This window comes from Pediococcus pentosaceus ATCC 25745, assembly GCF_000014505.1.
In the GTDB taxonomy this organism is placed as follows: Bacteria; Bacillota; Bacilli; order Lactobacillales; family Lactobacillaceae; genus Pediococcus; species Pediococcus pentosaceus.
Genome location: NC_008525.1, coordinates 471455 through 486916, shown reverse-complemented (window position 1 = coordinate 486916; position 15462 = coordinate 471455). Strand labels below are relative to the sequence as shown.

At 38.4% G+C, this 15462-nt stretch carries 13 protein-coding genes; 1 reads left to right on the top strand and 12 read right to left on the bottom strand.

Annotated elements, in window-relative coordinates:
• Positions 1-15 precede the first annotated feature (15 nt).
• The 10 genes from pstA to PEPE_RS02100 form a co-directional block, all read right to left on the bottom strand.
• Positions 16-903, bottom strand: coding sequence for a phosphate ABC transporter permease PstA (pstA, locus tag PEPE_RS02145; RefSeq protein WP_002834456.1), 888 nt, complete (start codon positions 901-903; stop codon positions 16-18).
• On the bottom strand, positions 904-1812 hold the full coding sequence (gene pstC / locus PEPE_RS02140; protein ID WP_011673073.1) for a phosphate ABC transporter permease subunit PstC: 909 nt from the start codon (positions 1810-1812) through the stop codon (positions 904-906). It lies immediately after the preceding gene.
• Positions 1812-2693, bottom strand: a complete 882-nt coding sequence (locus PEPE_RS02135) for a phosphate ABC transporter substrate-binding protein PstS family protein (protein ID WP_002834458.1) — start codon at positions 2691-2693, stop codon at positions 1812-1814. Before PEPE_RS02135 ends, pstC begins: the two co-directional genes overlap by 1 nt.
• Before the next feature lie 162 nt (positions 2694-2855).
• Positions 2856-4241: a sensor histidine kinase gene (locus PEPE_RS02130; RefSeq protein ID WP_002834459.1), complete on the bottom strand. Its 1386-nt coding sequence runs from the start codon at positions 4239-4241 to the stop codon at positions 2856-2858.
• A complete protein-coding gene (locus PEPE_RS02125) occupies positions 4213-4917 on the bottom strand; it encodes a response regulator transcription factor (RefSeq protein WP_002834460.1) in 705 nt (234 codons plus the stop codon). Before PEPE_RS02125 ends, PEPE_RS02130 begins: the two co-directional genes overlap by 29 nt.
• Before the next feature lie 10 nt (positions 4918-4927).
• Positions 4928-6044 (bottom strand): peptide chain release factor 2 gene (prfB, locus tag PEPE_RS02120; RefSeq protein WP_099046112.1). Its coding sequence is split into 2 segments (ribosomal slippage): positions 4928-5971 and positions 5973-6044, totalling 1116 coding nucleotides; the frame shifts between segments, so codons are not numbered across the junction.
• An 81-nt stretch (positions 6045-6125) separates the two neighbouring features.
• The gene (secA, locus tag PEPE_RS02115; protein ID WP_002834462.1) at positions 6126-8486 is read right to left on the bottom strand and encodes a preprotein translocase subunit SecA; all 2361 of its coding nucleotides are present in this window, start codon (positions 8484-8486) and stop codon (positions 6126-6128) included.
• A gap of 160 nt (positions 8487-8646) precedes the next feature.
• Positions 8647-9201, bottom strand: coding sequence for a ribosome hibernation-promoting factor, HPF/YfiA family (gene hpf / locus PEPE_RS02110; protein WP_002834463.1), 555 nt, complete (start codon positions 9199-9201; stop codon positions 8647-8649).
• 130 nt (positions 9202-9331) lie between these two features.
• Entirely contained in the window at positions 9332-9763 is a 432-nt protein-coding gene (locus PEPE_RS09310) for a ComF family protein (RefSeq protein ID WP_011673070.1), read from the bottom strand.
• A gap of 239 nt (positions 9764-10002) precedes the next feature.
• On the bottom strand, positions 10003-11322 hold the full coding sequence (locus PEPE_RS02100) for a DEAD/DEAH box helicase (protein WP_011673069.1): 1320 nt from the start codon (positions 11320-11322) through the stop codon (positions 10003-10005).
• Between the two features lie 32 nt (positions 11323-11354).
• On the opposite strand from PEPE_RS02100, the gene PEPE_RS02095 reads away from it, so the two are divergent.
• Complete coding sequence (locus PEPE_RS02095) at positions 11355-12008, top strand: YigZ family protein (protein ID WP_002834467.1); 654 nt, start codon at positions 11355-11357, stop codon at positions 12006-12008.
• Between the two features lie 14 nt (positions 12009-12022).
• On the opposite strand, the gene PEPE_RS02090 is transcribed toward PEPE_RS02095, so the two are convergent.
• Entirely contained in the window at positions 12023-13183 is a 1161-nt protein-coding gene (locus tag PEPE_RS02090; RefSeq protein WP_011673068.1) for a glycosyltransferase family 4 protein, read from the bottom strand.
• Between the two features lie 150 nt (positions 13184-13333).
• On the bottom strand, positions 13334-15166 hold the full coding sequence (locus tag PEPE_RS02085; RefSeq protein ID WP_002834469.1) for an APC family permease: 1833 nt from the start codon (positions 15164-15166) through the stop codon (positions 13334-13336).
• Positions 15167-15462: the final 296 nt, after the last annotated feature.

Here is a 15462-nt window from a genome sequence, read left to right as displayed (position 1 = left end):
GCTTTCCTCCAAATTCTATTTGCTGGCAGTGATTCTACGATAAACATAATTTCCTGCCCAACGGGCCCCAAGATTAAAGACTAATACTGCAATGATTAAAACTGCAGAAGCCCCGGCGGAAACTTGACTGGCATCGGGCATGATTCCTTCGGTATTAATCTTCCAAATATGCACTGCCAAGGTTTCGGCAGGACGGAAAATATTCAAGGGACTGTCGCCACTAAAAGGATTCCAATTTGCGTAGTTTAATACTGGAGCACTCTGTCCAGCGGTAAAAATCAAAGCGGCGGCTTCTCCAAAAACGCGTCCAGCACTTAAAATAATTCCAGTTATGATTCCTGGTAGAGCAGCAGGCACGACCACTTTAGTAACGGTTTTCCAACGAGAAAGTCCTAATGAAAGCCCCGCCTCTCGTTGTAAATTAGAAACACCATTTAAAGAATTTTCAATATTTCGAGTTAACAGCGGTAGGTTGAAGAAGGTTAAAGCAATCGCTCCTGAGATAATGGAGAATCCTAATTTAAATTGCACTACGAAGAGTAAAAATCCAAATAACCCCACTACTACTGATGGTAAGGAACTTAAAACTTCAATGGTAATTCGAATAGCTTCAGTTACTCGATTTTTCTTCGCATATTCCGCTAAGTAAATTCCAGCTCCAAGTGAAATTGGAAAAGAAATCAACAAGGTTAGAAATAGTAGATAAAAGGAGTTAAAGAGCTGATCACCAATCCCGCCTCCAGCATTAAATGCCGATGCTGGTGAGGTTAAAAATGACCAAGTGACGTGTGGTAACCCCGTAATCAAGATAAAACCTAGTAGAGCCACTAAAATTAAAATAACGATTCCAACTAATAGATAAATAACGGCTGTAGCAATCTTATCAACTCTCTTAGCGTTCATTTAAAATGCTCCCTTCTTTCCAATAAACCTTGTTAGGAGGTTAAATACCAAGGACATTAGTAAGAGCACCAATGCTAATGACCATAAGGCATTATTAGGTAAGGTCCCTAAAACTGTATTTCCAATTCCCGTTGTTAACACACTAGTTAACGTTGAGGCTGGTGATACTAAGTCACTTGGTAAAATCGATGCATTACCAATTACCATTTGAACAGCTAAGGCTTCACCAAAGGCTCTAGCCATTCCAAAAATAATAGCAGTTAGTAAGCCTGGAATGGAAGCTCGAATGATAACTTTGTAGATTGTTTGCCACCGTGTGGCTCCCAAAGCCAATGAAGCCTCGCGATAAAACTGTGGAACAGCTTTTAAACTATCAACGTACATGGAAGTTACGGTCGGTAAGACCATGACAAACAGTACGAAGGTTCCCGACAAAATTCCAAAACCAGTTCCACCAAATACTGTTCGAGTAAAGGGCACGACGACCGTCAACCCGATAAATCCGTAAACTACTGATGGAATTCCCACCAACAATTCGATGACCGGTTGTAAAATTTTACGTCCACGTTTTCCTGCAATATCAACCATGAAGATGGCGGTGGCAATCGCAAATGGCGCTGCCAAAAGGGCTGAAAGAACGGTAACACTGAATGATCCTACAATCATCGGTAGTGCGCCCACTAACGCTTGAGGTTTAGCACTCGGATTCCAAACTTGCTTAGTAAAGAAATCAACAATACTCATTTTATTTTCGAAGAAAGTTGCTAAACCTTTAGAAGTAATCATGTATAAAATTGAAAGGACTACCAACATAATCAAAGTTACACAAGCTAAGGAAATTAACTTTCCACGCTGGTCCTGCCTGGAAGCCTTTGATTTACGCGTTAATTCTTTTTTTACTGCATCCATTATTCCTCAGCTCCTTTAATTGGGATTACTTGGTCATCACTTGTTAGTTCTACCTTCATATCATGGATTGAAATATAACCTAAGTCTGAAACTAAATTCTTTTGTACTTTTTCAGATTTCATGTATTTAATAAAGTTATTGGTTGCTGCACTGGCATTAGGTTTCGTATACATGTGCTCATATGACCAAATTTTCCAACGATTATTTTCCACATTTTTAGCGTTAGGTTGAACTCCATCAATCGCTAAATGTTTAATTTGGTTATTAAAATATGAGAATGAAAGATAACTAATCGATCCTGGAGTTGCTTGTACAATTTTTTGTACCGTCCCATTTGAATCTTGTTCTTGAGCATTCAAAGCTGGTTGTCCTTTTAATACCACTCGTTCGAATGATTTCCGGATACCACTCCCTTGGGCTCGATTGATGACCACAATCTTTTGATCAGGCCCCCCCAGTTGTTTCCAGTTTGTAATTTTACCTGTAAATACTTTACGTAGATTAGCCATAGAAATATTTTTAATTGGAACATCTTGGTTGACCACGGGAGCCATTCCAACCACCGCTACCTTATGATCCACCACTTTTTTGGCATCAATTCCATCTTGTTGTTCTGCAAAAACATCTGAATTTCCGATACTTACGGCGCCTTGTTGAACTTGGCTTAGACCGGTCCCAGATCCGCCCCCCTGAACAGTGATATCCACACCGCTATTTTTTACTTGATAATCAGCAGCAGCTTTTTCTACTAATGGTTGTAACGCCGTCGATCCCACAATCGTTACTGAATTTTTTTGAGATGACTTAGACTGACATCCAGTCAAAATCAAGAGTATTGCCATCATCGACGCTAAGATAATCCCCTTATTAACTTTTTTCATGTCCTGGCCTCTTTTCCCTAATCTCTAGCTTCGATTATTAGCATACAAGGGCAACGTAAAGGTTAAATATGAGGTATGTAAAGATTATGTAAAGAATTTTAAAATAGTAAAAAGTGTAAAAAAAATAAAGCCGAATTAAAATTCAACTTTATTCCACAATATTTAATTAATATCACGCTTGAATTTTACGATCACCGTGGTTCCGCTATCTTCATCTGATTCGATTCGAACGCTACCATTCATATCGTCAACCGCTTCTTTAACAATGGCTAAACCTAATCCAGTACCACCTTTAGTAGCGTTATTCACCCGATAAAAACGTTCAAAAACGCGGTCCGTCTGACCTAAAGGAATTCCAATACCAGTATCACTCACTACGAGCTTCCAACGGTCATGATGTGATCCGTAATCAATCTTGATTTTTCCACCTTTTCGATTGTAACTAATCGCATTAGTAATCAAATTCTTGACGATTTGGAATAAATCATTTTCAATCACTTCTTCATTAACATCTGCTGGAATATTGTTTTCCACATGTAGATTCATGCTACTGATGTTACTTTCTACTAACTTAAGTTGTTGATCCACATACTTATGTAAATTAATTTCTTTACGTTCTCGTTCACCACTCTTAACGCGCGACATGGTTAAAATATCGTCCGTTAATTGCACTAACTTATCACTTTCAGCCTTAATAATACGTAAGAAATTATCCAAGGTTTCTGGATCGTCCTTGGCTCCGTTTAGTAACGTATCTGCGAAGCCCGCAATCGATGTAATTGGTGTACGAAGTTCGTGCGAAGCATTGTTAACAAAGTCACGTTCAATTTGTTTAGAGCGCACCGTTTCCGTTGCATCGTAAAGTAGCACAATAATTTCAAATTTATGGTGCACTTTGGGACTGTAAACAACCGTTGTTTCATAAATATATGGCTGGTCCCCATCTAGTTTAATTGTTTTGGTAGTACTCTGACGTGTTCTAAACACGTTATCCACCAATTCACTTAATTCATGATCCCGAATATCCATGGTATATGGGTGAGGAACGTCGAGTCCAGTAATCCCTAAGTGGTTAATAGCGTACGTGTTAGCCACTTGTAGTTCACGGTGCCGATTAATAACTAGCACTCCTACTGGCAAATTATCCATAATGGCGGTTAATTCACTTTGTTGATTTCTCAAAACGTGAATTTGATGACGCTCATGGGTACCAATTTCATTAACAACTTTAGATAATTTATAAAATGGATCTTCTGGATCCAATTGAATCTTGGGAACATGGTTACCTTTAATAACTTCTTCTAAGTTCTTTCTGAATAACTTTTGACGCTCAATAATTTTCTTTTGATTACTCCAAAATACAATTATTTCAATAACCGTAATTAATAAAATCACGGCGATTAACAGTGACATATCTACCTTAGTTACTCGTGGATTTTCTTTTACAATTAATTTATACACCAGAAAAGCCATAAAGGCATTTCCGATTAGACTAGCAAAACCAAATTGCACGGTACGCTTAATCGCCTTTTTTCGAGACGAACTCATATCCAAACCCCCTAATGGTTTTGATCAACTGTGGATGTTTGGGATCATTTTCCAGTTTATCCCTCAAATGACTGATGTGGATATCTACAATACGGGTCTGTCCCCCATATTCATATCCCCAAACTTTCTCCAAAATTTGATCGCGTGATAAAACTTGGTTGGCATTTTTGTATAAATACCTTAATAGTTTAAATTCATTGGGTGTTAATTGAATTTTTTCATTATTCTTCTTAACCACCATTCTTTTGAAATCAATGGCGATATTTTCTGCTTGTAGAGTTGGATCAATTTCAGCCAAATTAATTGCCCGATCAGTCCGTCGCAAGATTACTTTAATCCGTGAAAGAAGCTCCTGAGGACTAAATGGTTTGGTAATATAATCATCTGCCCCTAATTCCAATCCCAATATTTTATCAACTTGACTAGTCTTAGCCGTCAACATAATAATTGGAATTTGTTCATCAAACTTGCGAATTTGTTTGGTAGCTTCAATTCCATCCAATTGAGGGAGCATTAAATCCATAATCACAAAATCAACTAAGCCCTTTTGGACGATTTCCACCGCATCTAAACCGTTATCCACACTCACAACTTGATAATTAGCTTGTTCCAAATTATAAGTAATTAAAGTCACAATTGCTGGCTCATCATCTACAACTAATATCGTCTTTGACATCCGAATCCCCCTATTTTGGATTATCTTCTTTCAATTTCCATTGCAAATAAGCATTGATAAAATCATCGAAATCCCCGTCCATCACACCTTGAACGTTAGCCGTCTCAAAGTTGCTTCGATGATCTTTAACCATAGAATAGGGATGGAAAACGTAAGAACGAATCTGCGATCCCCATCCTATTTCAAGTTGAATGCCTTCTATTTTAGCCTTTTCTTCTGCTTTCTTTTGTTCTTCAAGCTCAAATAGCTTAGCCTTCAACATACTCATAGCGGTAGCCCGGTTTTGTAATTGAGAACGTTCTGCTTGACTCGCAACTACAATTCCAGTTGGCAAATGCGTAATTCGCACCGCTGAAGAAGTCTTGTTAATATGCTGTCCACCAGCACCACTAGAACGATATACATCCACCCGTAAATCATCTTGGTTAATGTTAACTTCAACCGAATCATCCAATTCCGGCATAACGTCGACTGATGCAAAAGAAGTATGCCGTCGTCCAGCAGAATCAAATGGTGATAGTCTTACTAGCCGATGAACTCCCTTTTCAGAGCGTAAATAACCATATGCGTTGTGACCGACAATTCGCATGGTTACACTACTAATTCCTGCCACTTCACCTGCTTGGTAATCTTCAATTTGAACCTTAAACTGATGCTGCTCAGCCCAACGCGTGTACATTCTTAGCAACATGGAACCCCAATCTTGAGATTCTGTTCCTCCCGCTCCGGGGTGAATTTCTATAATTGCGTTATTGGCATCATATTTACCATTAAGCAATAATCCTAAACGGTAATCCTGCAATAATTTAGCCGTGGCGGCTAATTCACTCTCAAACTCACTTTGAACGTCAGGATCATCTTCCATTTCCAATAATTCAGCAGTTACCTCTAAGTTTTCAACATGGTCGGTTAAATTTTTAAAATTATCGTATTTTTGTTTTAACTCATTATTTTCATTGATGACAATTTGAGCCTGTTCTTGATTATCCCAAAAGTTAGGCTCTGCCATTTTGGCCTCATTGACACTGATACTTTCATTCAAAGCATCTAAGTCAAAGAGACCTCCCGAAGTCAGCGACTTCTTTTTTCATATCTTCAATTTGATGTTTTGCTTCAACTAGCTCCATATAAGTTAGCTCCTTTTTTCATTTCACATTAAAAAACTGGGAACGGTCAAATTACCTTCCCAGTTTTATATTATAAATCAACTACCGTTGAAGATTTTGACGAATTTCAGATTTCATAAATAATCGAGTAGTTTCATATTCGATATCTGTAATCATTTCGTTGAACATTCGGTAACCTTCTTGTTGATATTCAACTAATGGATTTAACTGTCCATAGCCTCGAAGTCCAACCGATTGACGTAACTGGTCCATGGCATCAATATGATCGGTCCAGTGTTGGTCAACCACTCGGAGAATCACAACTTTTTCAAATTCTAGAATTTGAGCTGGGTCGTACAAAGCTTTTTCTTTTTCAATGTACATTTGATCAGCTAGTTGTTTCAAGTAGTCCTTAATTTCTTTAGCAGACATCCCTTCCACATCAGCTTGATGAATGTCTTTATCTGAAACCAAGGCAGTCCGTGCAAATTCTACAATGGTTTCTAAATCAAAGTTCTTTTGAGTTTTTTGGGTATGGGCATCAACCACGCGGTCAATCGTTCGATCAACCATCGGCATTAGCACATCTTTTAGACTAGTTTCTTCCATGATCACTTGTTGACGTTCAGCGTAAATCACTTCACGTTGCGCACGCATAACATCATCGTATTGAAGAACGTTCTTACGAGCATCGTAGTTATTACCTTCAACTCGTTTTTGAGCAGATTCAACTTGACGGCTAATTAAACCACTTCGAATAACTGCATCTTCATCCGCAATTTTCATCCTAGAAAGCAAATCTTTGATTCGTTCTGAACCAAAACGAATCATCAAGTCATCTTCTAGTGAAAGATAGAATTGGGACATTCCGACATCACCTTGACGTCCCGAACGACCACGAAGCTGATTATCGATCCGTCGTGATTCATGTCGTTCAGTACCAATTACAGCTAAACCACCTAGTTCAACTACGCCAGGTCCTAATTTAATATCAGTACCACGACCAGCCATATTAGTAGCAATTGTTACCGCACCCTTTTGACCGGCGTTGGTAACAATTTCAGCTTCACGGGCATGATTCTTAGCATTCAAAACAACATGTGGAATACCTTCTCGATCAAGCAAGCGTGAGAGGTATTCTGAAGTTTCAACCGCAACCGTACCAACTAGAACTGGTTGACCTTTAATATGCAAATCACGGATTTCCTTCACCACTGCCTTAAATTTACTTTCCAAAGTTGGATAAAGTAAATCTGGACGGTCATCACGAGCCACCGGACGGTTGGTTGGAATGGTTGTAACTTCCATATTGTAAATTTCACGGAATTCTTCTGCTTCAGTCCGAGCTGTACCGGTCATCCCTGAAAGTTTACGATACATTCTAAACAAGTTTTGATAAGTGATGTTGGCCATAGTTTTAGCCCCATCTTGAATTTCAACGTGTTCCTTAGCTTCAATCGCTTGGTGCAGTCCATCAGAAAAACGACGGCCTTCCATTACACGACCTGTAAAAGAATCAACGATTAAGACTTCACCATCTGAAACCACGTAGTCCTTGTCTTTAGTCATAATATAATTTGCTCGAAGAGCTTGATCAATATGATGGTTCAACGCACTATTTTCAACATCGTAGAGGTTGTCGGTTTTAAAGAAGTTTTCCGCACGACGAATCCCATTTTCTGTTAATGAGATGGATTTTGATTCCCAATCAATCGTGTAATCACCATCAGCCAAAGTCTTCACGTAACGGTCAGCACGTTCATATAGCGTAACAGTTGGTTCAGTCTGACCAGAAATAATCAGAGGTGTCCTGGCTTCATCAATTAAAATTGAATCAACCTCATCAATCAAGGCGAAGTTTAGAGGACGTTGTACCATATCCTCTTTATACACAACCATGTTATCTCTTAAGTAATCAAAACCGATTTCACTGTTCGTTGAATAAGTGATATCACAATTGTAAGCTTCACGTTTTTGGTCGGGAGTCATTTCTGAAGAATTAACCCCTACTGTTAGGCCAAGCCATTTATAAAGCTCACCCATTTCACTTGAGTCACGTTCAGCCAAATATTCATTAACAGTAACAACGTGAACCCCTTTACCACCTAAGGCATTCAGATACACGGGTAATGTGGCCGTTAAAGTCTTACCTTCACCAGTTTTCATTTCAGCAATGTTACCACCATGAAGTACCATTCCACCAATTAATTGGACGCGGAATGGGAATAAGCCTAATACTCGCTTAGCTGCTTCACGTGCGACTGCAAAAGCTTCAACTAAAATATCATCTAAAGTTTCGCCATTTTGTAGACGCTCTTTAAACTCTGTAGTTTTAGCCTTAAGTTTTTCATCATTTAGTTGTTCCATTTCTTCTTTTAGGGCTTCAATCTTATCTGCTTTTTTACCGAGTCTTTTTAACTCACGCGCATCACTTTCCACCCATTTTTTTAAAATGTTTGCCATGTACTATTTCCTTCCGTACTAACTTAATCGTAAAAACGATAACCTGTTTAAGTTTATCATTTTTATTATTACAATCAAACTAATCTTAAATATATTTAAAAAGCTTAACAAACCGTTGGAAGTTTGTTAAGCAATTTTGTTTTGTATTTATTTAGCGGATCTAATCGTTAGCAGATTCGATCAAACCATAGCGTCCATCGCGACGGCGATAAACAATATCAACTGATCCACTTTCTGCATCTTCATAGATAAAGAAGTTATGTCCTAGCATGTCCATTTGCAAGATTGCTTCTTCACTTCCCATTGGTTTCAAGGATACTTGTTTAGTACGAACGATATCAAATTGACTGGCTTCCTCTTCGTTCTCTACAATATCACCACTAGGGATTTCAACCCCTTTGTATCCTGTTTCACGCGATTTGCGGTTAATTTTTGTTTTGTATTTACGTAGTTGACGTTCCAATTTATCAGTTACTAAGTCAACACTCGCATATAAATCAGGCGAAGTTTCTTCTGCTCGTAATACCAAGTATGGCAATGGAATCGTTACTTCAACCTTAGCCGTTTTGTCTTGGTATACTTTCAAGTTAACGTGAGCCTTTGGATTGGCACCTTGTTCAAAGTATTTTTCAATCTTACCAATTCGTTTCTCAACATAATCCCGAATTGCTTCTGTTACCTCAATATTTTCACCACGTACATTAAAATCAAGCATAAGACTTCTCTCCTTTCAACTGTGGATAAACTGCATCCACTAACAGAAATATATATTCTACTTCATGTATTTCTGTACAACTTCATTATAAATGAAAACGCTACAATAAACAATGAATATACCCAAATAACTACCGACAAAGCGTGACTGAACGGACTTGGGTCGCGCCATTTCTTAGTAAAGTGGTCCGAGCTTGTCGAAGGGTGGCTCCGGTCGTATAAATATCGTCCACCAACAAAATATGTTCACCACTAATATCACATCCGCTTTTCAAAATAAAAGAACTATCTTGCTGTAGTCGCTCTCTTCTTGAACGTTGAAATTGATGTAAACTATCGTTTGAGCGCTGATTAATCAAAACATCTTTCCAATCCAGACCTTCCATCAATCCAGTTACTTGGTTAAATCCACGTGAGGTCATTGTACTCTCATCAACTGGGATCGGAACAATCAACTCGTTTTCTTTAAGGATCTTTTGAATAAAATTAACAAATTGATCTTGAAAAACTTTTCTCAGTAAATAATCTCCCTGAAACTTATAGTGCTGAAAAAAATTACGCATCGCCTCATCATATTGAAACATGGCTCGATTTACGAACTGATCATTCCATTGTTGACAGTCCGCACACTCGAGAATTGCTGAAAGTTTTCCACATCTAATACACGTTTTGTGATCTACTAATGTGGAAAAACTCGTTATACACCCCTCGCAAACTAACTTCGGAGTAATTTTTCTGAAACTTAAAATAAAAGATAAATCTAAATTATTATTTAATCCTCGGTTACAAAGTAAGCAACTTTTCAACATTCACTCGCCTTTCGATTCATAAATTTGGTTTGGGCTTGAGCTCTTTTTATATTTCGATTTAACATTGGACAAATAAATAATACAGTCCCCTTGGGTCGTTGGGGACTTCGACCAACTCGACCAGCAATTTGAACCAATGCTGCCATGGAAAAGACGGCATCATCTGCTCCTAAAACAGCGACATCAATACCTGGAAAAGTCACTCCACGTTCAAGAATAGTGGTCGTAATTAAAGCGTCAATTTCCTGTTTACGCATCATTTGCACTTTAGCCACCCGCTCTGGATCTGCTGCGTGAACTGTTAAAACTTTGACCGTGGGAAAGACCTGTTGCAAAGCCTCCAATACTTTCGGTAGCACCTCAATTTTGGGAACAAAGATTAAAAATTGGCGCTGTGCTTGAATTTGTTCCTTAATAAATCGGCTTAATGGGCTTGGCAATCGACCCTTTCTTAACTTTTTTATCCAATTTTGCCCACTCACTACTTTAATTTCTGGTAGTGGATGTCCATGAAAACGCCGAGTTAGATAACTGGTAGCTAATTTAGCTTGCCGACTTTGCTGTAAAAGTTTTCCGTCCGGGGTAGCTGTAAGATAAATGGTCGATCCTTGTAATTTACGGGCCTGCTTGGTTGCATAATGCAGCTCAGGATTCATCGCATAGGGAAAAGAATCCACTTCATCAATGATTAAAACATCAAAGGCGTGGTAAAATCGTAGTAATTGATGCGTTGTACAGAGCACAAACTGCGTATATTCATAGGGAGCTGGGGATCGACCGTGAAGCAAGGCAATTTTAGCCTGTGGAAAAGCTTCTTGAAATCGAGGAAACAGCTCTAAGACTACGTCAATTCGGGGCGAAGCCACACATATCCTTTTTTGCTTTTGTAAAGCATGATTAATTCCCGGGAAGAGCATTTCAGTTTTCCCTGCCCCAGTAACCGCCCAGAGTAAACGATTTTGTTGCTGATCAATGGAATTAATAATCGCTTTTGAACAGCGAGCTTGCGGAGCAGTTAACTTCCCCGGCCATTCTAAATAACTCTGATTCGCCACAAAATTATTAGGCTCAGGAATGGTCGCTAACTGAACCAGGGTAGAAACTCTACCTAAGTTGATACATTTACGGCAATAGAATTGATGATCTGGTAATGCCCCATCCCTACTAGAGGTAATTGCGCCACATCGTTGGCAGTGAATTTGATTTCCTTTCATTACAATTGCTGGTCGACAATCAAGCGAATCCGTTGGTACTGCATTAATTGGCTGTAAAACTAGCCGTCCATAGTATTTTTGCTTTTCTATTTCTTCCATATTTATTAAATACCCAAAAAGGAGTCTTTTTCTTGAAACCAATCTTATCCGTCAAAGAAAATTTTAAAATTGAACAAGATATCAAAAAATCAAGATTTATTAGTCGGATTATTCCCATTCAAAGTGAAGAGGAAGCCAATCAACTTTTAACGGAAATCCGCACAACCGAAGCTAAAGCTAATCACAACTGTTTTGCCTACATTTTGGGTGACCAGCAAGATATCCAACGGGCCTCTGATGATGGTGAACCTTCCGGAACAGCCGGCGCTCCTATCCTAGAGGTTTTAAAACGCGAGAACTTAACTAATGTATTGATCGTCGTGACGCGTTACTTCGGTGGCATTAAGTTAGGAGCAGGCGGTTTAATTCGCGCCTATGGATCAAGTACTTCCCTAGCTGTTAATAATGCTGCTTTGATTCAACTTGTTGATCAAGAGCTTTTATCGATTAAACTTGATTATCAAAACAATGATCAATTAGTTTATTATCTTGAACAACATCATTTAAACCAGTTAGAAACGGAATACACTACCCAAGTAACTACTACTATTTCAATTTCCAAAGAACAATTAGAACCCTTAAAGCAAGAACTAATCGGTCTTTTTAGTGGGAACGTGGCCTTTAAGGATTTAGGTACCAAACGAGTTCAAATTCCATATCAAAAAAATGAGGATGACAACGACTAATATCGTTATTATCCTCATTTTTTATGGCGTTCACTACGTGTGCGAACCTTATCTTTTAAAGTGTTCTCTTCTTTAAATTCATTACTATCTACTTTAGAAGTATTAGAGCGTACGAGCTTTCGAATCCAATTTAGCATTGGCGTACGGTTTTCGCCCACTAATCCAATTGCTTCCACAAAAATCTCGATTCCAATCAAAATTCCGATGGTTAATAACACTGAGCCCCACAACGTAGAAACGGGATATAGCAGCGCAATAAAGGAAAAGATTAGTGAAATTCCATAAATCACTAACACTGTTTGTCGATGGGTTAAGCCCATTTGCATCAAACGATGATGTAGATGGCGTTTATCAGCGTGTGAAATAGATTCCTTATTTAATAATCTTCTCAAAATTGCATAAACCGTATCAGTCAGTGGCACACCCAAAATCATAACTGGAATTAAAATTGTGATAAAGGTTGCATTTTTCAAACCAGATAGTGAGAAAATTGAAATCATAAATCCAATAAATAAAGCTCCCGTATCACCGAGATAAATCCGTGCTGGAAAGAAATTGTAAGGTAAAAAACCAATTTCAGCTGCTACCAAGGTAAAAATCATGATTACAATGTAGATATTAGTAGATGGTAGAAAGAATAGTCCGGTAAATCCTGTGGTAAACAACGCAATGATTGTTACCCCAGTCGCTAGACCATCTAACCCATCTAATAAATTAATCGCATTTGTAATAGCTGCTATCCATAGCAACGTAATTGGTAACGAAAACCACCCGAAGTTAACAATTCCAATAAATGGGAAAGTTAACGTCGTCATCCGAACGTTAGCAAATAGATACACCGCTAACGCCGCTAACAAGATTCCAATCATTTTTTGTATAGGTCTTAATTCAAAAATATCATCGATAATTCCTGTTACTAAAATAATGCATTCCCCGAAGAAAATTCCGTAAAACTGCGGATTAGGTATTTGATTTCTCAATAAGAAAAATAATGAGAAATTGAAGGCAATGAAGATTGCCAATCCCCCCATGGTTGGCATTGGTACTTTATTGACTCGCCTGGCTGTCGGTTTGTCAATGGCACCAACTTTGAATGAAATCCTCCGGACAAATGGTGTTAAGATCGCCGAAATGATCATTGTCGCAAATAAACTAACAATTATTTCAAATCGCATAATTTGTCCTCTTTTTGTTCGTAATAAGCACATTATACCTAAACTCATGAGCCTTATACAATCTTCTTCACTAAAAATGCAAAGAATTTAAATTATTTTTTCATATTTTGACACAAAAAAACCTAGCCTCAGCTAGGTTTTACTTTTTATTTATTTCAGATGGTAATTATAGGTTGAGACAATAATATTCTCACGCGAGTTCAAAGAAGCACGTAAACGCAAACCAGTTTGGTTATGCAAAATATTTTGCCATGGTTTTCTTGGAACAAACTGTGGAACTAACACAGTAGTTGTGTAGTTTCGTTCAGCCGCACGCCGGGCAATCACATCACAGAAACGTAAGGTTGGGTTCGTAATTGAGCGATAAGATGAATGGATATCAATGAAGCGTACATCTGGATATTCAGCTTTAAATTCCATCGCGGTCTTATGTTCTTTTTCAGGATTAGCATCAAAAGAGACATGCATTGCAATTACGTAGTCCCCGATTGAACGAGCGTAGTTAATTGCTCCAGAAGTAACTTGAGTAACGTTGCTAACTAAGACAATCACAGTTGAACCATCATAGTCATGCAAGTTAACTTTACCTTTTTCAATTACTCGTAATTGATCAGCAACTTCATCGTAATGTTTACGAATCTTGTAGAACATTCTTAACAAGAGTGGCATAACAATAAAGTATGGCCAAACATTGCTAAAGTGTAAGAATAGCAAACAAATTACTAAAACGGCTGATAGTAAAGCTCCCAGCAAGTTAGCAGAAGCATTTATCATCCACTTTTTACCGCCTTCACGCTTCCAATGAACAATCATTCCTGATTGTGACAATGTGAAAGGTACGAAAACCCCGATGGCATACAATGGAATCAATAGTCCTGTTTGTCCACCAAAGATTAAAATCAAAACGATTGCTCCGGCAGCCAAGGAAATAATACCGTTGGAATAGCCTAAACGGTCACCACGATCCATATAAGCATGTGGCATAAACTTATCTTTAGCTAAGTTATATGCCAACATTGGAAAGGCTGAGAAACCAGTATTAGCAGCCACGGCCAAAATCAATGCCGTTGATAATTGAAGGATGTAGTAGAAAATACCATGTCCAAAAATTGTCACACCGATTTGAGATAAAACGGTTTGAGAAGAACTTGGTGTAATTCCACTGTAGTATGCCAAGAACGTAATTCCAGCAAAGAATGAAGCTAAAATCAATGACATAATGGCTAAGGTTCCTGCAGCATTCTTACGACGTGGTTTCTTAAAGTTAGGAACAGCATTACTAATCGCTTCAACCCCAGTCAGAGAAGAAGAACCAGACGATAGTGCTCTAAGGAAAATCACAAAAGTCATCCCGGGCACTGCCGATCCCACTGCGGAAGCCGCATGATAAGCCACTTGACCAGTTGCAATGTTGTATAAACCAACCACAATCATCAAGGAAATAACCACGATAAATAGGTAAACCGGAATCGTTAAGAAACTAGCTGATTCTCGTAGTCCCCGCAAATTCAGCGCCATAATCCCCAGTACAATCAAAACCGCAATGGCAATATGGTACTTTTGCAATGCTGGAATCGCCGACGTAATCGCTTCTGTACCAGAGGTCACACTAACCGCTACGGTCAGCATGTAATCCACTAAAAGTGAGCCACCGGCCACCAGACCGGCCGACGTCCCCCAATTTTTACTAGCTACTACATACGCCCCACCACCAGATGGATAAGCCTTAATAATTTGGCGGTATGACACGGTAATCGCGAATAATAGCACTAATACAATCCCAGCAATTGGAATTGAATACCAAGTTGCAGCGGCAGATAAAACAATCAAAACCGACAAAATTTCTTCGGTACCATATGCAATAGATGATAAAGCATCTGAAGATAGCAAGGCGAGGGCTTTGAACTTCGTTAAAGCTTGTCCACTCTCGTCGAGCGTTTTCAGTGGTTTACCAATTAAAATACGCTTCAAATACGAAAACATCTTTTACTCTCCATTTTCAAAAATATGCAAGTGAAATTCTACTCCAAATCTCGCAAAATGACTAGCACAATTTTTAAGATTATAATTCATATACTGATAATAACAGAATTCATCTGAATAAGGTGTAATTTAAACGTAATATTCCTCAGTCCAGTAAAGAAGTTTTTCAACTTCTAAGTTATTCTAATTCATATTCTCCTAGTTGGAAATAAAAAAGAATCCACAATGCTGATCGCATCATGGATTCTTTTAATTTAAATTAGTCTAGTTTAGCGTTGGAGAGCTGAATTTTCGGC

Excerpts from the sequence above, each read along its gene's own strand:
- pstA (WP_002834456.1), bottom strand. The coding sequence starts at position 903 with ATGAACGCTAAGAGAGTTGATAAGATTGCTACAGCCGTTATTTATCTA.
- pstC (WP_011673073.1), bottom strand. The coding sequence starts at position 1,812 with ATGGATGCAGTAAAAAAAGAATTAACGCGTAAATCAAAGGCTTCCAGG.
- PEPE_RS02135 (WP_002834458.1), bottom strand. The coding sequence starts at position 2,693 with ATGAAAAAAGTTAATAAGGGGATTATCTTAGCGTCGATGATGGCAATA.
- PEPE_RS02130 (WP_002834459.1), bottom strand. The coding sequence starts at position 4,241 with ATGAGTTCGTCTCGAAAAAAGGCGATTAAGCGTACCGTGCAATTTGGT.
- PEPE_RS02125 (WP_002834460.1), bottom strand. The coding sequence starts at position 4,917 with ATGTCAAAGACGATATTAGTTGTAGATGATGAGCCAGCAATTGTGACT.
- secA (WP_002834462.1), bottom strand. The coding sequence starts at position 8,486 with ATGGCAAACATTTTAAAAAAATGGGTGGAAAGTGATGCGCGTGAGTTA.
- hpf (WP_002834463.1), bottom strand. The coding sequence starts at position 9,201 with ATGCTTGATTTTAATGTACGTGGTGAAAATATTGAGGTAACAGAAGCA.
- PEPE_RS09310 (WP_011673070.1), bottom strand. The coding sequence starts at position 9,763 with ATGCGTAATTTTTTTCAGCACTATAAGTTTCAGGGAGATTATTTACTG.
- PEPE_RS02100 (WP_011673069.1), bottom strand. The coding sequence starts at position 11,322 with ATGGAAGAAATAGAAAAGCAAAAATACTATGGACGGCTAGTTTTACAG.
- PEPE_RS02090 (WP_011673068.1), bottom strand. The coding sequence starts at position 13,183 with ATGCGATTTGAAATAATTGTTAGTTTATTTGCGACAATGATCATTTCG.
- PEPE_RS02085 (WP_002834469.1), bottom strand. The coding sequence starts at position 15,166 with ATGTTTTCGTATTTGAAGCGTATTTTAATTGGTAAACCACTGAAAACG.